The following is a 22,060-nucleotide window of genomic DNA, read 5'->3' as shown; positions in this document are numbered from 1 at the left end:
CGCGACCCGCTACGACAAGCTCGCCAGGAACTATCTGGCCTCGCTCTGCCTCGCCGCTCTCGTCGCCTACTGGCTGCGTTGAGTCTCGACCATAGAGCGTCGCTTTGGTCGCGAACAGCCGAGCATCTGGAATCCTTCCTGTTACCTGATCAGAGTTCAGGTTCCTCTGCCAGAATGGAGTTGACCCGCTTCCGTGGACTGTTCACGGCTATGGCGGGTCAGGTCAGTTCATGGTGCAGCCTTTCGTATTCGATGGGCGAGAGGTATCCCAGCGCCGAGTGGCGGCGTGACGGGTTATAGAGGCCTTCGATGAAGCTGAAGACCGCCATCCTCGCCTCGCTGTGAGAGCGGAAGCGGTTCCGGTCGAGCAGCTCGCATTCCAGCGTCGCGAAGAAGCTCTCGCACATGGCGTTGTCGTAGGCATCGCCGACCGAGCCGGCCGAGGGCCTGACGCCGGCGTCCTTGCAGCGGTTGCCGAAAGCCAGCGAGGTATATTGCGAGCCCTGATCGCTATGGTGGATGACGTTCTCCGGCTTGCGGGCGGCGAGCGCCATGTCGAGCGCATCGAGCACGACGCGGGTCTTCAGATCGGCTGAGAAAGCCCAGCCGACGATCCGCCTGGACCATGCGTCCAGCACGACCGCCAGGAACAGGAAGCCGGCGAGCGTGGGCACGAAGGTGATGTCGGCCACCCACAGTTCGTTCGGCTTCTCGCCAAAGAAGTTCCTTCGAACCAGATCGTTCGGCGGCCGATGCGCGGGATCGCGCCGTGTCGTCGTGATGCTTCTGCGCCGGCTGGCGCCGACGAGCCCGGCCGCGCCCATCAGGCGAGCCACGCGCTTCTTGCCGATGGCCACTCCCTCGGCCTTGAGCTCGGCATGGATCCGCGGTGCGCCATAGGTTTTGCGCGAGGCCGCATGGATCGTGCGGATCTTCCGGGTGAGGTCGACGTCGGCTGTCGCCCGCGCCGAGGCTGGCCTGCCGCGCCAGGCATAATAGCCGGACGCGGAGACCTTGAAGACGCGGGCCATGGTCTTGATCGGGAAGACGGCCTGGTGCGCGCTCATGAACCGGAAAACCCGTTCGGGTTCGCCTTGCTCTCCCGCGCGAACCAGGCTGCCGCCTTTGACAGGATATCGCGCTCCTGGCGCAGGCGCTGGTTCTCACGGCGAAGGCGGATCAGCTCTTCGCGCTCGGCCGTCGTCGCACCGTCACTACGCCTGCCGGCGTCGCGATCAGCCTGACGGACCCAGTTCGCGATGGATTGCGCGGTCGGCTCGAACTCCCGCGACAGCTCTTCAGGCGTTCGCCCGGATCGGACCAACTCGACCATCTGCCGTCGGAACTCCGGCGGATATGCAGCTCGAAAACGCGGCATCGGACACTCCAGAAAATGACTTCAAAGGTGTCCACAAAACCGGGTCAACTCCAGTCAACGAAAGGCAACCGCGCCGCTTGGTGGGTGTGATAGGCCGTTCTCCTACATTCTCCATGTGGTCTTTCACGTTTAAATTCCAGCACGCCGTTTCGCACGCGATCTTACTTGTCGCTTCCGGCTGATTCTATGCCGCCCTTTTTCAGGCTTATGCGATCAATCCATCGAGCTGACGGCGCTCATGATCTTCCAGGATGGTCAAGTCGTGACTGCTCGCGAAACTGACGCAAAGAGACACCCGTCATCGGACACAAGGCGCGGCTGAATGCACCGGGTCGTGTAGCCGGAAAAAAAAGGCGACATCGATGATCCTGCAGTGATGTCGCACAACCGGCTCGTGGCTCAGCGCTTCAGTACGGCGAAGCTGGCGCCTATCGTCAGCAGTGCTGCGATCGAAGCGGCTCCCAATGCAAGCAGGTAGACGAGAGGCCAGCCTCCGCGGTCCCAGGCCGGACCTGCGGCAAATGCTCCGAGCGCCCCACCGGTGAACATAAAGCTGGTGTAGAGGCCGTTCAGGCGCCCGCGTGCTTCTGGCTGAAGCATGTTGATCGCGTGGCGTCCAATGATCTGGTCGCCGGTAACACCAAGACTGAGCAGGAACGCGGCGATGCCGAGTAATGCAAGCGACAGGACAGGTGCGGCGTTGAGGGCAAGCATTCCGCCAGCTCCGTCCGCTACGGCAACCAACAGAAAGGCGAGAACAACCGCTCCCTGGAACAACGGGGTCATCAGGCTCGCCTTGTTTTGGTCCGCCAGTCGCCCCGCGACAGGTGCGATGACAACTGCTCCGACCGCCGCAAGCGAGAACACCGCGATGCCGATCTGCCCAAGTCCGTAAGGTGGGGCCGTCAGCCGCAACGCGATCGCGGTCCAAAACAGGCTGAACGCTCCCATCAGCAGGAACTGATAGGCAGAGCGCCGGCGCAGGACCGGCTCCCCGCAGATCAACGTCCCCAGCGAGGCGATCAGCGAGCCATAGCTCGCGCCGGGCGAAGGCCGTCGTTCTGGCAACGTCTTCGCCATTGCTGCGGTCAGAACCGCGATGAGAACGGCGCTCAGCGCGTAGAAGGAACGCCAGCCAGCAAATTCCGCCACCAGGCTCGCGAGCGGTCGCGACAGTAGCGTACCAATCATCAGGCCGCTCATCACATTGCCGACCACCCGGCCTCGCGCCTCGGGCGCCGTCAGCGCCGCCGCGATAGGAACGAGCATCTGGACGGCTGTCGAGGTCACGCCGAGCGCAACCGCACTCGCGAGAAGAAGCGAGGTGGTCGGGGCGAGCGACGTCGATAGCAACGATCCGGCACAACAGAGCAACGTCAGCAGGATCAGGCGGCGATTGGATATGAGGTCGACGAGTGGGACGACGAAGACGAGCCCAAGGGCATATCCCAACAGCGTCAGGGTGGTGATCATGCTGGCCTGGGCGGCTGTCATTCCGAAGGCCGGGCCGATCAGGCCGAGCAGGGGCTGCGACGCGAACAGGTTGAGGACCGTGATCGCGACGGCTGCCGCAAAGAAAACAGTCATGCCTGGCGTCATTACTGCCACCTGATCAGTCGCCAGATCGCGCTGCGCTGCATTCGATGCATCGGTCATTGTCAGCTCCGGCCCGTCATTGGCTGCGAGTCCAGGCTGGCCAGGCTCTGCTCCGTCGCTAGTTCCTGAATGAAGGCGCGCAGCGTACGCGGCTCCCGACCAAGGATCGCCCGCAAGACGAGGCCATTACCAGGCGCTCCATGCGCCGCGTAATGCGCATGGACCTGGCGTAGCACCTCGATCTGAGCAGGGACGTATGGCAGGTTCGCTTTCGCAGCCCAGCTGTCGAAGTTCAGCTCGGCGGCCGCGATGCAGCGCCCGAGAACGTCGCTCATCAAGGCAGCGATCTCGTCGCGGTTGGGCGATCCGTCGGCGCAAAGATCGAAGGCGCCGTATGACAGACGGTTACTGCTAAAGGCGATGGCCGCGGCCTCGGCAACGTCGCGATAGTCGACCCGGGCAACGCGCATCGTCGCCCGGAACGGCTCGGCAAAGGTCGCGGTCTTCACGATGGCGGGCCAGGCGGCAACCAGATTCTGAAAGACATTGGTCGGCCGCAGGATCGTGTAGTCGAGCCCGGATTCGAACAGTGCCTCCTCGACGGCGATCTTGCTCGCGTGATTGGGAAGCCTAGCGTAGGTCGGCTGGATCACCGAGGAATAGACGAATTTCGCGACGCCCTCCTGTCGTGCGGCGCGCACCATGTTGATGCCCATCTCCGCTTCATCCGGGGCGAACGCTGGGCCGATATGAAAGACGCCCTGAACGCCGCGTACCGCCGCAAGCAGTGTGTCGGGCCTACGGAGATCGCCGCGAGCCAGCTCGGCAGCGCCATTCGCCAGAGCCGCCGCCGCGGCGTCATCGTCCCGGACCAGCGCCCTGACTTTGATGCCCTTGGCTCGCAGCGCGGGAGGGACGAGGCCAGCAAATCGGCCATGGGCCCCGACAGCCAGGACAGTGTCGATTTCAGCAGTCATCAGCGAACTCCATTGAACGTTATCAGCTCAATGTGAGGCTTACGCTTTTGATTGATAATCGATGCATCTCAGGAGAGATTATATTGGATATCAATATAATCTGACTGAGCTAACTCCATGCATCGGCTTGAGGATTTGGAGGCGTTCGTCGCCATCTTGGACGAAGGAAGCTTCACCGCCGCGGCCCGCGCGCTAAGGCGCTCGCTGCAATCGGTCAGCCGATCGCTCGCTACCCTCGAGGACAGCATCGGCGTTGAGCTCGTGCGCCGCACCACCCGCCGATCGCATCCGACTGAAGCAGGACGTCGCTTCTATTCGCGCATCCGGCCAGCGCTTCTCGAGATCGCCGATGCCGGTGCAGAGGCCAGCAACCAACGCTCCGAGCCTGTCGGGCTGCTGCGGATCAGCGCGCCCGTTCTGTTCGCCCCCGTCCATGTCGTCCCGGCGCTCGCCGAATTCCTTGAGCGATATCCGAAGATCGAGGTCGAGCTCAGCCTGAGCGATCGCTTTCTCGATCTGATCGAGAATGGCATCGACCTGGCGGTTCGCATCGGCGACCTGCCAGATTCCGAGCTGAAGGCGCGGCGGCTGGGAGCCCTGCGCCGCGTGGTATATGGATCACCGATGTATCTTGCCAAACACGGTCGCCCCGGCCATCCCAGCGAGCTTGCCGATCACCAATGCCTGGTGCGCCGTCTCGATGTAATGTCGGAGGCATGGCCGTTTCAGATCGACGGCGAGCCCCAGACTGTTCGCGTCAGCGGGAGGCTGCGGACCGACAGCACTGCCGCAACTTATTCAGCTGCTGCGCTCGGCCTGGGGCTCGGCTTCACACCGCTCTGGCAGGTCCGCGACCTAGTCGAACGGGGCGAACTGGAGATCGTACTGGCCGAGTACGAGACACAGAAGGTCCCAATCCACGCAGTGACGCCCGCGGCCAAGATTCCGCTGCCGGCCGCACGTCTCTTCGCCGAGTATCTCGCGCGACGCCTCAGCCCCGCCATTCTCGAAGGACATCGATGAGCCCGCAGGGCAAAGTCGAATCCGCGCGCCCAGCAGGTCAACAAATAACGGCGATGCGGGCCGCGTTTACTAAGTCCCGCCTTGAACTCTCAGGGACGGCAGCAGCCCCAGTGCATTTCCTGCCAAGATCGCATTGGTTGCCGAGTTCGGCAGCGCCATGGCATCGAGCGCCCTCACGGCCGCGGTCATCGCATCCTCGGGCGCGTAGGGATAATCGCTGCCGAAAAGGACATGCTCGGGTGTCGTCAATGCCAAGAGCGGGTTCAGCATAGACGGCTCGGCCGATAGGGCGGTGTCGAAATACAGCGTCTGGAGCAGCGCCTTCACGCCCTCAGGGACCATCTTCTTGTAATCCGGCCGACGCTCGAGCCTGGCGAGGCGCCCGGCGAGGAAGGGCATCGTACCGCCGGCATGGGAGAAGATCATGCGGATCTTCGGAAACCGACCGATCGTGCCGGAGAACAGCAAACTGGCGATTGCGCGCGTGGTGTCGAACGGGAATTCGAGAGAGGCGGCCGGCAGCCCGACCCAGCAGCCGCAGGGCGTATCGGTCGGATGCACGAACACCGTCGCCGCCCGACGGTTCAGCTCTTCGAAGACAGGATCGAACATGGGGTCGCCGAGATAGCGGCCGCCATAGTTGGTGAGCAGGCCGATGCCGTCGGCCGCAAGCTCGTCGCAGGCGCGTTCAATTTCCCTGAGGCTGGCCTCGATATCCGGCAGCGGCAACGACGCGAAGCTTCCGAACCGGCCCGGGTAATCGCTTCGCATGCGCGCGGCGAAATCATTGCAATGGCTGCACAGCGCCGCGCGTTCGCCTTCGTCGCATTGAAAGCCCGGAGCCGAGATCGATACAACCGCGAGCGAAACGCCGTTGCGATCCATCGCCTCGATCGACTGCTGCGGGCTCCATGGGGGCGCCCGCCCCGAAACCAGCGTACGGCCGATCGCATCCGCCCCGACCAGCTCGCGATAGCGCGGTGGTATGAAATGATGATGGATGTCGATGCGCTGCCGCATCAGCGCGGCGCCAGTCATCGGGCCCCGCTAGGCATCAGCGCGTCTGTGATCTGCGAATGGGCCTGCACCGCCCCGGCACCGGCTGGCGAAGCGGCCCAAGCCCGCTCGATGGCTTCGGCCGTGACCACGTCGCCGAACAGGAAACCGACATTGGCGAGCGTTGCCTGATGCTGCTTGGCTGCGTGCGAGGCGACAGCGTCCTGCACGATGACGACGTCAAAGCCGCGACTGTGAGCCTCGCGGAGAGTCGATTCGACGCAGACATTGGTCTGCACACCGGCGAATATAAGGGCCTCGCGATCAAGCGCCCGCAAGTGCTGCTCCAGGCCGGGATTAGAGAAACCGGAATAGGTGTGCTTCTCGAAGACCGGCTCACCCGGCTCCGGCGAGACGCCGAAGAACCCGGCCCCCCAGGAGCCGCGCTCGCAGCAGATCAGGCTGGTACCGATTCGGCGCTTCTGCGCGATCATTGACGGCGGGATCGCGTCCTCCTCGTAACAGGCGGTCAACCAGATCACCGGAACCCCGGCGCTCCGCGCGCTCGCCAGCAGCACATTCAGTGCCGGCACGATCGTTGCGAGGCCCGAAACATCCTTGCCGATGCCCTCGACGTAGCCGCCGGGCGCGCAGAAATCGTTCTGCATATCGACCACGATGAGCGCGGCGCGCTGTGGCGCCAGCCGCTCCTCGACAGTCGCAAGGACGCTTCGGCTGGCAAATGTCTCTGTTGTCTTGCACTCGGCCATGTCAGGCGAAATCCGACCAGACGCTGGCGCCGATGCCGCAACGCATCTCCGCCGACGCAACGTAGAAGACCGAGCGCGCGCCGGTACCGCCCGCCGCCGCCATCGCCACCATCCAGGCGAGGAGCTCGGTAGTTCCGCCTCCGCCGGCATCGTTCATCCGCTCGACGGTCGCCTCGCGGATCACCCGGTCGGCGTCGCTTTCCTCCATCAGCTCGAGGAACCAGCGGTCGAATTTCGAATCCATCGTGAAATAACGCGGCCCGCCAGGCTCGTGTGACAGCCCGCCCGTACCCATCAGCCCGACGCGCAAGCCCGCCGGCAGGACCTCGCGGACGATCCGTCGCAATTCCCGGCCGAAGCGGATGCAATCGGCCGGCTCAGGCACCGGAGGATTGATGCAGTTCATATGGATCGGCAGGATCGGCACGTCATAGCCGAGATACCAGAGCGGCACCGACCAGTTGTCGTCGAAGAGCAGGCCATCGCCGCGATCGATCTTGTGGCCGGCCGCCATCGCTTCGCGGGCGATGATCTCGGCGATCTCCGGCCGGCCGCGAACCTGGTAGCCGGGCTGCTTCAGCCAGGCCTTGAAGAACTCGGCCGGGCCGGTCCACTCCGCCGCACAATCGACGCGCCAGTTCGGCGGGTTCTTCAGGGGCAGGTTGAGCAAATGGTCGTTGCCGACGCCGATGATCACGTCGGGCTTCGCCGCGCGCATGATCTGGCCGAGCTCCTCATATCCCGCCTGGATCGCCTGCTGGTCGGAGATCGGGCAGGACTCGAGCCAGCCGGTGACGCCCGGCGCGTGCGCCATGGCCATGATCGAAACGAACTCAGCCATGCGGGTTCTCCTCGCTCGAAATGTCGCGATGCTCGACGATCTGCTCGCCAAAGGAGCGGCGATAAGCTTCGGCTGCCGCGCTCTTGGTCGTGTTGCCCGCAGCGCCGTGGAAAAGCCGCGTGACCTGCGGCAGGAAGTACGGATGCACGCCGAGCTCGCCCAGGCGCCGCACGTCGACCGCACGGAACGCGTCGCGCTCTGCCGGGCTGAGACCATAGGCCTCCATCAGCTCTTCGAGCCGCTCCTTGAAATGCGGCCAGACATCATTGTCGCGGCGGATGTCGAAGATCAGCCGGTTGGACGGCAGGTCCGGGTCGAATTCGTTCGCCATCATGAGTTCTCCTGTGAGGCGATCCATAGCGGGCGGCATTCTCTCGTGCAACAGGAATTTATAAATTTCTCTATTTTGATGCAAAATCAGCTTCTTAGAAATTATCCCATACGTACCTGATTTCGTGTATTGCAGGTGGAAACGAGTAGGCGGGCCAGCCTCGATTCGCGCCCGCAAGGGGGTATGAATGGCGGATAGTGCCAGCAAGCAGCCGAAACCCGAGTGGGGCCCTTCGGCCTGGCTGCTCAGACAGGACGGGCCACGCACACAGGCCGACGAGGCGCTCATCAAGCTGCGCCGCGACATCATCGTCGGCGAGTTCGAGCCCGGAAAGCGACTGCGGCCGGACCAGCTCGAGGAGCGCTACGACATCGGCCGCAATCCAGTCCGGGAGGCACTGTCGCGCCTTGCCGTCGAAGGGCTGGTGCGCGGCGAAGGGCAGCGCGGGTTCCAGGTCGCGCCGGTATCGCGCGAGGAACTGCTCGATGTCGCCGATCTCAGGCAGCGCTTCTCGACGATGGCGTTGGCCCGCTCGATCGCCAATGGCGACGATGAATGGGAGGCTGGGATCGTCGGCGCCTATCATCGCATGTCGCGCATGGAGACGAGCCTGACCGGCGATCCGGCGAGCTATGCCGACGAATGGGAGCAGCGCAACAGCGCTTTCCACAATGCGCTCGAAGCGGCCTGCGGCTCGCCCTGGCTGCTTCATTTCTGCGCCCTGCTCTACGAGCAGTCGGAGCGCTATCGCCGCGCCGTGGTGCGTTATCCCGAGCTGCGCCCCTCGATCCATGCCGAGCACAAGGCGATTCTCGAAGCCTGCCTCGCCCGCCGCGAGGCCGAGGCCTGCCAGCTGCTTGCCGAGCATATCGAGGGCGGCGCAAGGGCAACGCTCGCCAGACTCGACGAACAGCTCGGTGCTAGCCCGCCGAAGCGCCGCCGTGGTCGCTGAGAGCCTTTTGTGCACTTCCAATTTTTTATGTGAAATGGAAAATTCATAAATTATTTGACAGGCCTCAAATTCGATGATCATTTGAGCTCACCCAGACGCGTCGTCGGCGCGGTAGTCCTGAAATCGGGCAGGGGGCGGGATTTCCGCAGGCTCGCGCACGTCCGCCGGAGGGGCGGGTGAAGCGCAGGTCGTGAGTCGGCAGCGGGCAGTGCTGCTTCTGAAACGGGAGATGATCGTGAACGGGGATTTCGGCTGGGCGCTGCGCGCCGCTACGTTCGGGCTGGCTTTGGCAGCCGGGTTCTCGCCGGCAGCAGCTCCTGCCGCCGATGGCAAGCTGGTCGTCGGGGTTATCCTGCCGTTGTCGGGCACCTTCGCCAACGAGGGACGCCAGTATGAGCGGGGCATCGCCGCCTATCAGAAGCTCAACGGCAAGACAGTGGCTGGACAGCCAGTGGAAATCGTCACGCGCGACGATCAGGGGCCGGGCTCGGGCGACCTCGCCCGCCGGCTGACGCAGGAGCTGATCCTGCGGGAGAAGGCGGATGTGATCATCGGCTACAGCTTTACGCCGAACGCGATGTCGGCCGCCTCGCTGCTCGGCGAGGCCAAGCGCCCGGCGATCATCGTCAATGCCGCGACTTCGATCATCACCGAACGCTCGCCCTATTTCGTCCGTGTCTCCTGGACCTTGCCGCAATCAGCCGCGACGCTCGGTGACTGGGCAGCGAAGAACGGCATCAAGACCGTCTACACGATGGTCTCCGACTATGCGCCGGGCATCGACGCCGAGACCTGGTTCAAGAAGGCCTTCATCGCCGGCGGAGGACAGGTTGTCGGCGAAGTCCGCACCCCCGTCACCTCGATGGAGTATGCGCCCTATCTGCAGCGCGTCATCGAGACCAAGCCCGATGCGCTCTTCGCCTTCAATCCCGGCGGTGACGTCTCGGTCGCCTTCATGAAGGCCGCGCGCGAGCGCAACCTTGCCGGGGCCGGCGTCAAGCTGTTGGTCACCGGCGATGTCGTCGAAGACAACTCGCTGTCCCTGATCGGCGAAGGGCTCGACGGCGTGATCTCTGCCCATCACTACCAGTCAGGCATCGCGAGCGCCGAAAACGAGCGCTTCATCAAGGCCTACAAGGAGGTCGCAGGGGCGGAGGCGATCCCGAACTTCCGCGCGGTCCAAGCCTATGATGCGATGGACCTGCTCTACAAGGCCGTCGCCAAGTCCGGTGGCAAGACCGATCCCGCCGGCTTGCTCGAGGCGATGAAGGGTCTCACCCTGACGAGCCCGCGCGGTACGATCACCATCGATCCGCAAACGCGCGACGTCGTGCAGGACGTTTATATTCGCCGCGGCGAGAAGCTCGACGGGCGTTGGCAGAACAGGGCTTTCGAGACCTACAAGTCCGTCGTCGACCCCGGCAAGACCGTGCGCTGAGCCGACAGGCAAGGGAGTCAATCCAGGTGTCTAGCCTCGTTGCCGTCCTGGTCGACGGCGTCGCCTACGGGATGCTGCTGTTCCTCTCCGCAGTCGGCCTCTCGGTCACTCTCGGCCTGATGCGTTTCATCAACCTCGCCCATGGCGCTTTTGCCATGGTGGGAGCCTATCTCGCCGTCGTCGTCGTCGGAGCCGGCCTGCCCTTCCTTATGGCCCTGCCATTGGTGTTCTTCGTGGTCGGCGCCTTCGGGATCGCGATCGAGCGGACCGCCATCCGTCATCTCTACCGGCGCAGCGCACTGGAGCAGGTGCTGTTCTCGATCGGGCTCGCCTTCGCGCTCGGCGCGCTCGCCAACATGATCTTCGGTCCGCAGCAGCAGGCGATCCTGACGCCGGCCTGGCTGACCGGGCGCGTGACCTTGGCTGGACTCGATATCGCCAGCTACCGTCTCTTCCTGATTGCCATGGGCGCTGCGACTGCGATCACCCTGATCTATCTGTTCGAGCATACATTGTTCGGCGCCAGGATTCGCGCCGCGGTCGATAATCGCCGTGCCGCTGAAGGGATCGGCATCCAGGTCGATCGTCTGTTCGCGCTCACCTTCGGGCTCGGCGCGGCGCTGGCCGGGTTCGGCGGCGCGCTTTCCGTCGAGATGCTCGGGCTCGACCCGGCCTTCGCCCTGAAATACCTGACCATGCTGCTGATGGTGGTCGCGATTGGCGGCGCCGGTTCGATCGAGGGTTCGCTGCTGGCGGCGCTCGGCCTCGGCACGGTCGACGCGCTCTTCAAATATCTCCTGCCCGAGGCCGGCGGCTTCGTGATCTTCGGCCTGCTCGTCGCCGTGCTGCTCGTCAAGCCGGCCGGTTTGAAGGGGCGAGCGGCATGAGCGCGCTGAATCCTGTCGGCCATGGCGGCCTGTGGAAGCCGACATTGCCGTTCGGCCTTGTCACCCCGCTTCTCTTTATCGCGTTGATCGCGAGCTACTTCCTGTTTCCGAACCATCTCGCCTTGGCAACGCAGATACTCGTGCTGATGATCTTCGCGCTATCCTATGATCTGCTGCAGGGCCATGCCGGCATCGTTTCGCTCGGTCACGCCGTCTTTCTCGGCCTCGGAGCTTATGGCAGTGCCATCCTCGCGCGATGGGGCTTCACCGACCCGCTGTTCGGCCTCGCGGCGGGCGCTTCGATCGCGGCTCTCGTGGCCCTGGTATTGAGCCCGATCGTCGTCCGGGGCAGCGATTTCACCCGGCTTCTGGTCACGCTTGGCGTCGCCTCGCTGATCCACGAAGCCGCCAACCGGATGCGTGACCTTACCGGCGGTGCCGACGGGCTCGCGGATTTCGAGGTGGCGCCGCTGCTCGGGCTGTTCGCCTTCGACTTCGAGGGCAGGACGGCCTTTCTTTATGCCTTGACGGTCTTCGCTCTCGTCTATGCCGCGCTTTGGCGGGTGACGACCTCTCCGTTCGGATTGGCGCTGCGCGGCATCCGCGAGAACCCGCGGCGCATGCCGGCGATCGGCTCGCCGGTCGCGCGCCATCTGGCCGTGAGCTACCTGCTTTCCGGAGGTATCGCCGGTGTCGGAGGCGCGCTCCTGGCACAGACGAGCCGCTTCGCCTCGCTCGACATGCTTGGCTTCGAACGCTCGGCCGAGATCGTCATGGTGGTGACGCTGGGCGGGACCGGTCACATTGCCGGCGTCAGTATCGGCGCCGCTGCTTTCGGGCTGGTCAAGGACGCTCTCTCGACGGTGAGTCCACGCTATTGGCAACTTGGGCTCGGGATCGTTCTGATGGCCTCGGTCTTTCTGGCACGTGGCGGTATCGGCGGCTTGATCGAGCGTTTCGGCCGGTTCGGGAGGCGCGCATGACCGCCGCGCTGGCGACGACCGCGCTCAGCGTGCGCTTCGGTGCCTTCCAGGCGGTGCGCGACGTTTCGCTCTCGATCGGTGCTGGCGCGCGCCATGCGCTGATCGGCCCCAACGGCGCCGGCAAGACGACGCTGGTCCAAACCCTCACCGGCAGCGTCAAGCCGGCCGCCGGTCGCATCCTGATCGGCGACGAGGACGTGACGGGCCTGTCGGAGGCGCAACGCGTCCATAGGGGCCTAACCCGGACCTTCCAGATCAACCAGCTCTTCCGCAATCTCACCGTCCTGGATAACGTCCTTCTCGCTGTTCTCGAGCGGAACCGCCGGACAGCGGCCTTCTGGCGCTCCGTCCGCAGCGACCGGGCGGCGCTCGACGAGGCGCGCTCCTGCCTCGCCTTCGTCAATCTGCTGGCGCTGGCGGATCGTCCGGTCGCGGCGCTTCCCTATGGCAGCCAGCGTCTGCTCGAAATCGCGATCGCCATGGCGGCCCGCCCGCGCGTGCTCGTGCTCGACGAACCGGCCGCAGGTGTCCCGGCAGCCGAAAGCGCGGCGATCTTCGAGCGCATCCATGCCTTACCCACCAGCCTGACCGTGGTTTTCATCGAGCATGATATGGGCCTGGTCTTCCGCTTCGCCGAGCGGATCACGGTGCTGGTCGCCGGGCAGATCCTCACCGAAGGTACACCGGCCGAGATCTCGGCCGATCCGCGTGTCAGGGAAGTCTATCTCGGTCGGCGAGGCAATCATGCTGCTTGAAATCGAAAGCCTGGTCGCCGGTTATGGCGACGCAGTCGTGATCGACGATGTCGGCTTTCGTCTCGATGAAGGCGAAGGCCTGGCAGTGCTCGGCCGCAACGGCGTCGGCAAGACCACGCTGATCCTGGCGCTGATGGGCCATGCCCATGTCAGCGCCGGCGCGATTCGCTGGCGCGGTAAGGAGATCTGCCGTCGCGATGCGAGCGGGCGCGCGGCACTCGGGATCGGCTGGGTGCCGCAGGAACGCGACATCTTCGCCTCCCTCACCGTCGAGGAAAACCTGCTGGTCGCGCGCCGGCCCGGTCGCTTCGGGCTGGCCGACGCCTACGCGATGTTCCCACGCCTCAATGAAAGGCGTCGCAACCATGGCGACAACCTCTCCGGCGGCGAGCAGCAGATGCTGGCGATCGCCCGCGCCCTGATGACAAATCCCCGGCTTCTCGCTCTCGACGAGCCGTTCGAAGGCTTGGCGCCGGTGATCGTCGAGGAGCTGGAGCATTCGATCAGGCATCTGCGTGAGGAGTTCGGCTTCGCGATCATCATCGTCGAGCAGCACGCGCAGGATGCACTGCGGCTTAGCGACCGGGCGATCGTGCTTGATCGTGGCCGGATCGTCCGCGAAGGCACCTCGGATGAGCTTCTCGCGGACTTCGAGGCCGTTCGCTCGCTGATTTCGGTATGAGGACGTCATGATCGATCAGGATCTCTACGCCGGCACCATGGTCGAGATGGCTGGGCCTGCCATCGCCGCTGCAGCCGAGCGCGGGGCGGGCGTGCTCCTGCCGATCGGCGTGATTGAGCATCACGGCCCGCATCTGCCGATCGGAACCGACGCGCATATCGCGACCGCGCTTTGCCGGCTGACACGGCGCTATGCTGCGGAAGCCGGCCGCGAGTTCGTCATCGCACCGCCGTTCTACTGGGGCGTGAACCACGTGCTCTCGGCCTTTCCGGCGACGTTCCGCACCCGGCCCGAGATTGCAGCCGCACTGCTCAACGACATCGTCGACACGCTCTGCGAGAACGGCTTTCGGGACATCCTCTTCGTCAGCCACCACGGCGACCTCGAGCACAACCGGATGCTGCACAAGGTCATGCTGGAGCAGCTCGAGCGCGGGCCGGGCCGCGCACGCTGGCTCTATGCGCCGCTGCGCTGGCGTCTGTTTGGACGGCTGGGCTGCTCGGGCACGGAACCGTTCTGGGTGCCGTGGGAGCGGCCCGACGAGCTGGACGGATTGAAGACCACCGGAATTCTCGGCGTCCATGCCGACGAGCTCGAGACAGCCGCAATGGCGCGCTATTATCCCGAACTGGTCGATTTCGACGTCCTTCCGCACTTAGTCCCGACGCAGTTGGGCGAGGCGGATCTGGTTCGATGGCGCAAGGGCGGCAGTGACGCGAAGGCAGTCACGCCGGGTGGCTATTTCGGCGCTCCCGCCCCGATCGATCCGGAACTCTGGCGCCACTACGACCTGATCGCGCGCGTCATGGCGAAGGCGGTTTCAGGCGAAGGACCCCGTTAGAGACTAGCCTCGGGCCCGGTGTCTCGGAGCGAGTAGATGAAATCTGCGTCGCGCCAAAAGCTGCCATCGGGCGTCTAACGGATAGCGGACGTTCAGGGAGTGACCAAGCGGGTCACACACGTCGCGTGCGTATGCCAGTAAAGTCTGCCTTAGAATGGGTTGACGTAGTTCGTGATCGCGATCTGCCGCAGCAGGACTTTGCGTATGACGTGGGCGGCCTTGACGCGTTCAGTGAAGATCGCGGCATCGCCGACGCTGCCGGCAGGTAACGACCGGGCGAAGGCCTCGTCGTCGAGCCGCACGCGGACGGCGAAGGGGGCAGCCTGGACAGTCCGAGGCGCAACCGCCTGGCCGGAGGTCTGCACCTGGCCGGACGCGACGGCCTGGAGAATGCTCTCGACCTTGCCGGTCTGCACCGTGCCGGGTGTCATCTTGAACGTCACTTCGACGGGCTGGCCAGACGCGAGGTAGCGCGCGTCGATCTGATTGATCTCAACACCCACGATCGTGTCCGAGGTGTCGATGAACGCCATGACGGGGGCGAGCGGCAAGTTGGTCACCCGCGCGCCCTTGCGCAGCGCCAGATTGGTGACATAGCCGTCGGCCGGAGCCCGCACGGTGGTCTTTTCGAGGTTCCACTGTGCCCCGACAAGTTGGGCCCGGAGCTGGTCGACCTCGGCCTGCCGCTGCTCGACGTCGAAGGTTCGACCGGTGCCGCGGTTCTGCAGCTGCGTCATCTCGTCGAGCCGGGTCTCCTGGAGCCTCAACTGTGCGGCGATGGCGTCGACCTGCGCCTGAAACGGCACCGGATCGATCTTGAACAGCACGTCGCCGGCCTTGAGCGGTTGGTTCGGCTGGACGGGCACCTCGATGACCTCGCCCGCGACATCGGGAACGATCGCTACGGAGTGCCGCACCACCAGCACGGAGCCCTGCGGCGCGCCCCATCCCATCGGGATGAACAGCCCGACGAGCAGCAGCAGGAAGACGATGAAGGGCGAGGCCTTCCAGAACAGGTTGAACCGGACGACCCTGAGCTTCACCAGGATGAACAGCAGCAGCAGGTAGCTGTTCAGGATCGCGACGATCATGGGGCGACCTCCCGGCTGCGGCCGGTGCCGCTCGGCCGCGGCGGGACGTCGACATAGGCCCAGATCAAGACGATCGGCCAGAGCACGAAGCCCAGGAATAGGGTGACCCAACCGCCGATACTGACGGCCTCGGCCCATGGGTGGCCGCGTCGTCGGGCGACCATTCCGGGCCACATCGCCATGAAGACGACGACGAAGACCGTGCTCGCGACGAGGACGAGCAGGACGATCCAGGCGAAGATATCGAGACCGGACATGAAATACCCTTCTTAAGGTTGCCCCGCGGCTCTGACCGGTCGCGATCGCGCCTTCGCTATCTGGAATTTCGCGAGGCCGCCGCCTCGAGGTTGCGCATCAGCCCGTCGATCATCTGATCGATGCTGAAGCTGGCGACGCGCTGGCTCGGCGGAAATTCCTTGAAGGTCTGGAGGAAGGGCGCCACGTTTGAGACGGCGAGCGGCGCTAGATAGGCGTTCTTGACCATCCAGTCGTAGTACTGGTCGGAGACGCCATCGGCTCGTTCCATGGGATCCATCCGGAGATGGAAGATTTTGGGAGCGCGCAGGCAGGTGAAAGGGTTCGACCAGACCTCGAAGCCACCAGGCTGGCGCTGCTCGCAGAACACTGCCTTCCATTCATCGAACCGAACGGCAACCACCTCCCCATCGTCGTTCAGGTAGAAGAAGGAGTTGCGGGCCGACTTTGGCTGCTGGCCTGTGAGGTAGGGGAGCTGGTTGTAGCCGTCGAGATGAACCCTGGCTTGCTTGGCACCGACCGTCGTCCCTTTCAGCAGCTTGTCCTTGATATCGGCATCGCCGGCGGCGGCCACGAGCGTTGGAAACCAGTCGAGACCCGAGATCATTTCGTTCGAGACCTCGCCGGCTTTCACGCGCCCGGGCCATCGGATCATTGCCGGTACGCGGAAGGCGCCCTCCCAGTTCGTGTTCTTCTCTGACCGGAACTGAGTGGTGGCTGCGTCCGGCCAGGACCACTGGTTCGGTCCATTATCGGTGGTGTAGATGACGATCGTGTTGTTGGCGATGCCGAGGTCGTCAATCGCCTTCAGGAGCTTGCCGACATCCTCGTCATGCTCAAGCATGCCGTCGGCATAATCGTTGCCCGGCATGCCGCTGCGGCCCTTCATGGACTCGCGCACGTGTGTGAAGGCATGCATGCGGGTCGTGTTCATCCAGGTGAAGAAGGGCTTTTGAGCCTTGACCTGTCGCTGCATGAAGTCGACGGCGGCATCCGTTGTCTCGTCGTCGATCGTCTCCATCCGCTTTTTCGTTAGCGGACCAGTGTCCTCGATCTTGCCGTCGGCCGATGACTTCAGCACACCGCGCGGCGAGTTGGCCTTGACGAAGGCGGGGTTGTTCTTGGGCCAGTACGGCCGTTCAGGCTCCTCCTCGGCATTGAGGTGATAAAGGTTGCCGAAGAACTCGTCGAAGCCGTGTCGCGTGGGAAGAAACTCATCGCGATCACCAAGGTGGTTCTTGCCGAACTGGCCGGTGGCATAGCCGCGAGCCTTCAGCGCCTCTGCGATCGTGACATCGCGATCCTGGAGGCCCACGGTCGCACCGGGAACGCCGACCTTGCACAGGCCCGTGCGCAGGCACGTCTGGCCGGTGATGAAGGTCGAGCGCCCGGCGGTGCAGGAATTCTCACCGTAATAGTCGGTGAACATCATGCCTTCTTTAGCGATGCGGTCGATATTGGGCGTCCGGTAGCCCACGAGACCGTGCGCGTAGGCGCTAATGTTCGACTGGCCGATATCGTCGCCGAAGATGACGAGGATGTTCGGCGGGGCGCTTGTGGCCGCGGGAGCCGGCACCACTGGCGGACGCGGCGAGGGCTGCTGGGCCAGCGTCTCCCCGTTCGAGAGCGACATGAGGGCCGCTATCGCGGCAGCTGCCAGAAAACCTTGCTTTTTCAACGGGTGCCTCCTTTGACCCATCATCTGGGCGCTGACGGCCGAGCTGGGGCGGCCTTGGGCGCAGCCGCCGAGTGGCCGATCGGGAAACCGATGCTGAAGAGCCCGATAGTGCCGCGCGAGCGGTTGTCGACGTCGACCTCGCGCAGCACCTTCAGCCGCGCGGAGACGGGCGTTCCGGCAACCTCGAAGGTGTAGGCGATCTGGGCGGCCAGGGCAGTGACCCGGCCCTTGTAGGGACCCAGCGTCGCCCCGCGGCCGCCGTCGCCGCTGACCTGCTGGTAATGGGACGCCAGCAGGCCGGCCGAGAATTGCTTGGTGAAGTTCTTGCTCAGCGCGATATCGGCGTGGATCGCGTTGCCGCTCCGATAGTCGGTGGCGTCGTTCTTGCCGTTGATCTCGAAGCCGACCGCACCGGAAAGGTCGATCCCGGTCGCGGGATTGAGGTAGGTTACAGCGGCGTAGATGTCGCCAATCCAGCGGTTGAACGACAGGTTCGAGAGCTCCCCGTCCTGATAGGATCCGGATGGGATGTTGACGGTCACCCCCGTCTGCCAATGGAAGTTGCCCTGATGCCAGCCGATGAAGCTGGAGATGGCCGGGTCGCCGATGTTGAAGGTGGCGTCCCGCTGGCTGAAGCCGATCGACCGCCCGCGCGGCCCGGTAATGACGGCGCCAGCGCTCACACGGGGCGTCCCGAACGGAACCGTGACCGCGAACGCCAGGTTGCCGCCGAGAATCTCGATCGGCGTGACCCAAGTCGGGGTCATAAAGTTGACCCGCGCCTCGACCTTGACGTTGGATACGACCGCCCCGCCGATCGGAATGGCCTTGGCGGCCGAGAGCCGACCTGAATAACTATAGAAGTCGTTCTCGAAATAAAAGCCAGGTGGCGGAACGACCCCGGCGAGGGGACCGCGGAGACCGGGGACGTAAAGGCTAGCGCCTCCCTCCGTTGCAACCGCGGCGCGATTCAAGGCAGTGAGCGCCACAATGACCGACAAAGCCTGTGCTAGAAGCAGTCGCAAGCCATGGCACTCCCGGTTCAGCGTATGAATTCTGAAACGATACTGGCCCGACCGTCAATTTCAATTTTCAGAAACGTCGAAATTTTGCAGAATCAGTTCGTGCCGCCCGCGTAGATTTCCTCAATTTAAGCCAGATTTTATCATTTCTAATTGCTGCCGCTACATAAATTCGGAGACGCGGGACCGCGTAACACTTTCCGATGGAGTGTCATTATTGTGCAATGCAACAGAGTGTCCGCTCGCGCTCACGTGGCTGCAACACACAAACGTATCATTTGTCTGGCACGTCAGACAGCGCACGGACATTGTCGATGGCGTCGCTCTCGTCGGCCTCTACGGCATCATCGCTACCATTTTTTGATGGGGTGACTGGAGGCCGTTGAGCGCGTTTCACGCGCGAACGACAGGCGGAATGCGGATGCTGTTCCGCGGCGGAGAACCGTTGAACGCGGTGATGTTACAGTTAAGCCTGCTACGCCATCTCATGACGTGTAAACTCAGTCTGGCTTCCTCTGGATGTAGGCAGATGGATCAGGCGCAAATACGAGGGCTCGCCCGCCTGATGCTGCGCTGGCCTGAGCGGCGCGCCGTCTTGCGCGAGAAATGCATCGCCGACCCACGGCTGGCCGAGCTCTGCGAAGCCTACGAGACGGCCTGCGAGGCAGCGGCATACTGGGCAAAATCCCCGACCCAGACCGGCCGTCAGCGAACACAGGAATATAATATGCTCGCATCGGCGACAGAACAGGATATTCTGGATAGGATTTCCTAACCGTCTTGAGCATGGCCATACCGCCGAGCGAACGGCATCTTGCCATCCGACCTATGGTGGCGCCATTGTTACATTCGTTGACTACGTAAGGATTCCCGCACTAGGCTTTGGAGGCAAAGCGATGGGCGAGGCAGTATCCACCGCGGCAGATGGGCCTTCTTCGCAAGAAATATTAGAAACTCTCCAAACGTTAATAGCAACGGATGCGCTCAGATTGTCCGAGCGGAACCGGCGCTTTCTGTCGTTTGTAGTAAGACAAACCGTGGACGGGCATGCCGACCGGATCAAGGCCTATGCGATCGGCGTCGACGTCTTCGGCCGGGACGACAGCTTCGATCCGGCCATCGATCCGATTGTGCGGATCGAGGCGACGCGCCTTCGCTCGGCGTTGACCGCCTATTACGATACCGCAGGCACCGCCGACCGGATCAGGATCACGTTGCCGCGGGGCAGCTACGTGCCGACGTTCGCATGGTCGTCCAACGTGGAAAACACCGGAGTTGCCGATCCTGTGGCGGCCGACATGCCGGCGGATCGGGCCGTGGCAGCCGTGATCATCCACGATCATTCTGATCGATCCGATCCGGAAACCGAGCTGCGCGGCGAAGTCTTCACCGACGCCTTGCTGCCGCTCTTGCGCGGGGCGCACTTCAGGACTCTGCTCATGCCGTCGGCGGAGCGAAGGGCGGCCACCGATGCCATCCAGGAGCTCTTCGCACATCCCGGAGAGACGTATTCTCTCGATATCTCAGTTCGCCCTATGGCGGAACATCGCCGCTACTCCTGGCGCTTCAGCGATCTGCGTAGCGGCGAGGTCCTTGCGTCGGATTCCCGAGACTTCGTTGCGAAAGCGACGCCATGTTTCGACCAGATCGATGGCTTTGCTGATACTGCCGTGAAATCGATTGCAAGCGTGATCGGGACGCGCTGAGGCAGTCGATCCGTCTCGCTCGTCGATGACGGGCGGGGACGCAGGCGGCTCGGTAACCGTTACAGAGCTGCCGCGCAGGGCCGCTCCACTCTACAACTCTCCATGCACTGTTCCAGCTTTGCTGTCGTTCCGAACTCTCCGGGAGAATGTGTCGTGGATCCTGAGCAGACAATCCCCTCGCCCAAGCCCGCTCTCAGTCGCCGCAACGTTCTGCTCGGCGGCACGGTGCTCGCAGCAGCCTCAACTCATCTCCCGGGCGCTCCGGTCCAGACGGCACAGGCTCAGCAGCCTGCTCCGTCGGCCGCCGCCGGGCGAAAGCCGAACATCCTAGTGATCTTCGGCGATGATATCGGCGTCCCCCAAATCAGCGCCTATACGATGGGGATGATGGGCTACCGCACCCCCAATATCGACCGCATCGCCAAGGAAGGCGCGATCTTCACCGATGCCTATGGCCAGCAGAGCTGCACCGCCGGGCGCGCCTCCTTCATCCTCGGCATGGAGCCGTTCCGCACGGGCCTGCTGACGATCGGCATGCCCGGTGATCCGCACGGCATCCAGGATTGGATGCCAACGATCGCTGATGCTCTGAAGACCGCCGGCTATGCCACCGGCCAGTTCGGCAAGAACCATCTCGGCGATCGCGACGAGCATCTTCCGACACGGCATGGCTTCGACGAATTCTTCGGCAATCTCTATCATCTCAACGCCGAGGAGGAGCCGGAGGGCTATTTCTATCCGAAGGATCCGAATTTCCGCAGGCAGTTCGGCCCGCGCGGCGTGCTGAAGATCAGCGCCGACGGCAAGATCGAGGATACCGGTCCCCTCAACACCAAGCGGATGCCGACCATCGATGAGGAGTTCCTGGCCGGAGCCAAGGATTTCATCGACCGCCAGACCAAGGCGAACAAGCCGTTCTTCTGCTGGTTCAACTCGACCCGCATGCATGTCTTCACCCATCTCAAAGCGGAGTCGATGGGCAAGACCGGCAAGGGTATCCACGCCGACGGCATGGTCGAGCATGACGGCCATGTCGGGCAGCTCCTCAAGCAGCTCGACGATCTCCGCATCGCCGACAACACGATCGTGCTCTACACCACCGACAACGGCGCCGAGATCGCTCTTTGGCCCGACGGCGCCATGACGCCGTTCCGCGGCGAGAAAGGCACCACATGGGAAGGCGGCTTCCGCATCCCGATGATGGTGCGCTGGCCGGGCGTGGTGAAGCCCGGGACCGAGGTCAACGAGCCGATCGCACTGATCGACTGGTTCCCGACTTTCTGCGCGGCCGCCGGCCTCGGCGACGTCAAGGAGAAGATGAAAAGCGGATTCCAGGCAGGGTCGAAGACCTTCAAGGCCCATCTCGACGGCTACAATTTCATGCCGTTCCTCAAGGGCGAGACGAAGGAGCCGCCGCGCGACTCCGTCTTTTATTTCGATCAGGGCGGCAACCTGAACGCTGTCCGCTGGAACGATTGGAAAGTCAGCTTTGCGGTAAACAGCGAAGGCAACATCGCGACCGCGACCCGCGAGGTCACGTCCTGGGCCTCTATCACGAACCTCCGCATGGACCCGTACGAGCGCGGCATGAAGGAAGGTGGCGAAGCCATGAAGTTCCTCGGCCAGCAGATGTGGCTGCTCGTGCCGGTCCAGGCAAAGGTGAAGGAATTCTTCTCCGATTTCGCCGAGTATCCCTACCAGACTGGCAGTTCGCTGAACGCATCCGGCATCAACTACGGCCTGCTCCAGCAACAGGCGGCACTGAAGCGGCTCGGGGAGCTCGAAAGACTGCGGCCGCGCTAGTGCAAGAGGGCGGCGGCCCGGCGAAAACGGTGCCTGCGAATTGCGCGGGCACCGC

22 protein-coding genes and 1 pseudogene are annotated in these 22,060 nt (G+C 63.7%); 12 read left to right on the top strand and 11 right to left on the bottom strand.

Translation table 11 applies throughout. From position 1 onward, the window contains the following. A pseudogene (locus BMZ69_RS31405) lies at nt 1–82 on the top strand (IS5/IS1182 family transposase); the annotation flags it as partial. A 136-nt stretch (nt 83–218) separates the two neighbouring features. On the opposite strand, the gene BMZ69_RS29310 reads toward BMZ69_RS31405, so the two are convergent. From BMZ69_RS29310 to BMZ69_RS29300, 3 genes are all read right to left on the bottom strand, one after another. Further along, a protein-coding gene (locus BMZ69_RS29310; protein ID WP_092163546.1) for an IS3 family transposase occupies nt 219–1,378 on the bottom strand; the annotation gives its coding sequence in 2 pieces (ribosomal slippage) (nt 219–1,120 and nt 1,120–1,378; 1,161 coding nt in all). A 399-nt stretch (nt 1,379–1,777) separates the two neighbouring features. After that, complete coding sequence (locus BMZ69_RS29305; RefSeq protein ID WP_092163545.1) at nt 1,778–3,034, bottom strand: MFS transporter; 1,257 nt, start codon at nt 3,032–3,034, stop codon at nt 1,778–1,780. A gap of 2 nt (nt 3,035–3,036) precedes the next feature. Next, a complete protein-coding gene (locus tag BMZ69_RS29300) occupies nt 3,037–3,951 on the bottom strand; it encodes an NmrA family NAD(P)-binding protein (protein WP_092163544.1) in 915 nt (304 codons plus the stop codon). Between the two features lie 117 nt (nt 3,952–4,068). Here BMZ69_RS29300 and BMZ69_RS29295 point away from each other — a divergent pair, with 117 nt between their 5' ends. Continuing rightward, a complete protein-coding gene (locus BMZ69_RS29295) occupies nt 4,069–4,974 on the top strand; it encodes a LysR family transcriptional regulator (RefSeq protein WP_092163543.1) in 906 nt (301 codons plus the stop codon). A gap of 69 nt (nt 4,975–5,043) precedes the next feature. Here BMZ69_RS29295 and BMZ69_RS29290 read toward each other — a convergent pair whose 3' ends face one another. Genes BMZ69_RS29290 through BMZ69_RS29275 form a run of 4 tightly spaced genes read right to left on the bottom strand, consistent with a single transcriptional unit; the run spans nt 5,044 to nt 7,912 of the window. Beyond that, nucleotides 5,044–5,994, bottom strand: a complete 951-nt coding sequence (locus tag BMZ69_RS29290; RefSeq protein ID WP_175507035.1) for an amidohydrolase family protein — start codon at nt 5,992–5,994, stop codon at nt 5,044–5,046. Between the two features lie 14 nt (nt 5,995–6,008). Continuing rightward, on the bottom strand, nt 6,009–6,740 hold the full coding sequence (locus tag BMZ69_RS29285; protein WP_175507034.1) for a cysteine hydrolase family protein: 732 nt from the start codon (nt 6,738–6,740) through the stop codon (nt 6,009–6,011). A gap of 1 nt (nt 6,741) precedes the next feature. Beyond that, nucleotides 6,742–7,581, bottom strand: a complete 840-nt coding sequence (locus BMZ69_RS29280) for a DODA-type extradiol aromatic ring-opening family dioxygenase (protein ID WP_092163540.1) — start codon at nt 7,579–7,581, stop codon at nt 6,742–6,744. Next, nucleotides 7,574–7,912, bottom strand: a complete 339-nt coding sequence (locus tag BMZ69_RS29275; protein ID WP_092163551.1) for a hypothetical protein — start codon at nt 7,910–7,912, stop codon at nt 7,574–7,576. Before BMZ69_RS29275 ends, BMZ69_RS29280 begins: the two co-directional genes overlap by 8 nt. A gap of 187 nt (nt 7,913–8,099) precedes the next feature. On the opposite strand from BMZ69_RS29275, the gene BMZ69_RS29270 reads away from it, so the two are divergent. The 7 genes from BMZ69_RS29270 (at nt 8,100) to BMZ69_RS29240 (ending at nt 14,450) form a co-directional block, all read left to right on the top strand. Further along, nucleotides 8,100–8,864, top strand: a complete 765-nt coding sequence (locus BMZ69_RS29270) for an FCD domain-containing protein (RefSeq protein ID WP_092163539.1) — start codon at nt 8,100–8,102, stop codon at nt 8,862–8,864. A 235-nt stretch (nt 8,865–9,099) separates the two neighbouring features. Then, complete coding sequence (locus BMZ69_RS29265) at nt 9,100–10,302, top strand: ABC transporter substrate-binding protein (RefSeq protein ID WP_210188120.1); 1,203 nt, start codon at nt 9,100–9,102, stop codon at nt 10,300–10,302. Between the two features lie 26 nt (nt 10,303–10,328). Beyond that, the gene (locus tag BMZ69_RS29260) at nt 10,329–11,189 is read left to right on the top strand and encodes a branched-chain amino acid ABC transporter permease (protein WP_092163537.1); all 861 of its coding nucleotides are present in this window, start codon (nt 10,329–10,331) and stop codon (nt 11,187–11,189) included. Beyond that, nucleotides 11,186–12,172: a branched-chain amino acid ABC transporter permease gene (locus BMZ69_RS29255; protein WP_092163536.1), complete on the top strand. Its 987-nt coding sequence runs from the start codon at nt 11,186–11,188 to the stop codon at nt 12,170–12,172. The genes BMZ69_RS29260 and BMZ69_RS29255 overlap by 4 nt, the downstream gene beginning before the upstream one ends. Then, nucleotides 12,169–12,927, top strand: a complete 759-nt coding sequence (locus BMZ69_RS29250) for an ABC transporter ATP-binding protein (RefSeq protein WP_092163535.1) — start codon at nt 12,169–12,171, stop codon at nt 12,925–12,927. Before BMZ69_RS29255 ends, BMZ69_RS29250 begins: the two co-directional genes overlap by 4 nt. Then, nucleotides 12,917–13,609 carry an ABC transporter ATP-binding protein gene (locus BMZ69_RS29245; protein ID WP_092163534.1) on the top strand — a complete coding sequence of 231 codons (693 nt, stop codon included), beginning with the start codon at nt 12,917–12,919 and terminating at the stop codon, nt 13,607–13,609. Before BMZ69_RS29250 ends, BMZ69_RS29245 begins: the two co-directional genes overlap by 11 nt. Nucleotides 13,610–13,616: 7 nt before the next feature. Beyond that, entirely contained in the window at nt 13,617–14,450 is an 834-nt protein-coding gene (locus tag BMZ69_RS29240; RefSeq protein ID WP_092163533.1) for a creatininase family protein, read from the top strand. A 149-nt stretch (nt 14,451–14,599) separates the two neighbouring features. Here the strand turns inward: BMZ69_RS29240 and BMZ69_RS29235 are convergent, their stop codons facing one another. The 4 genes from BMZ69_RS29235 to BMZ69_RS29220 form a co-directional block, all read right to left on the bottom strand. After that, nucleotides 14,600–15,541, bottom strand: a complete 942-nt coding sequence (locus BMZ69_RS29235) for an HlyD family secretion protein (RefSeq protein ID WP_092163532.1) — start codon at nt 15,539–15,541, stop codon at nt 14,600–14,602. Next, the gene (locus BMZ69_RS29230; RefSeq protein ID WP_092163531.1) at nt 15,538–15,798 is read right to left on the bottom strand and encodes a DUF3302 domain-containing protein; all 261 of its coding nucleotides are present in this window, start codon (nt 15,796–15,798) and stop codon (nt 15,538–15,540) included. The genes BMZ69_RS29235 and BMZ69_RS29230 overlap by 4 nt, the downstream gene beginning before the upstream one ends. Nucleotides 15,799–15,854: 56 nt before the next feature. Beyond that, a complete protein-coding gene (locus tag BMZ69_RS29225; RefSeq protein WP_244543614.1) occupies nt 15,855–17,429 on the bottom strand; it encodes an arylsulfatase in 1,575 nt (524 codons plus the stop codon). Nucleotides 17,430–17,494: 65 nt separating this feature from the next. After that, nucleotides 17,495–18,499, bottom strand: coding sequence for a SphA family protein (locus tag BMZ69_RS29220; protein ID WP_244543613.1), 1,005 nt, complete (start codon nt 18,497–18,499; stop codon nt 17,495–17,497). A 412-nt stretch (nt 18,500–18,911) separates the two neighbouring features. On the opposite strand from BMZ69_RS29220, the gene BMZ69_RS29215 reads away from it, so the two are divergent. From BMZ69_RS29215 to BMZ69_RS29205, 3 genes are all read left to right on the top strand, one after another. Continuing rightward, nucleotides 18,912–19,271, top strand: a complete 360-nt coding sequence (locus tag BMZ69_RS29215; RefSeq protein ID WP_244543612.1) for a hypothetical protein — start codon at nt 18,912–18,914, stop codon at nt 19,269–19,271. Nucleotides 19,272–19,392: 121 nt separating this feature from the next. Further along, entirely contained in the window at nt 19,393–20,202 is an 810-nt protein-coding gene (locus BMZ69_RS29210) for a hypothetical protein (protein WP_139219299.1), read from the top strand. Between the two features lie 153 nt (nt 20,203–20,355). Beyond that, nucleotides 20,356–22,005 (top strand): arylsulfatase, encoded by a 1,650-nt coding sequence (locus tag BMZ69_RS29205; protein ID WP_244543611.1) that lies wholly within the window; start codon nt 20,356–20,358, stop codon nt 22,003–22,005. Nucleotides 22,006–22,060 lie beyond the last annotated feature (55 nt).

Origin of the sequence: Allobosea sp. CRIB-10, from assembly GCF_900112185.1 — a bacterium.
Classification (GTDB): domain Bacteria; phylum Pseudomonadota; class Alphaproteobacteria; order Rhizobiales; family Beijerinckiaceae; genus Allobosea.
The sequence above is the reverse complement of the archived record's forward strand: the minus strand, read 5'-3'. Positions and strand labels throughout refer to the sequence as shown.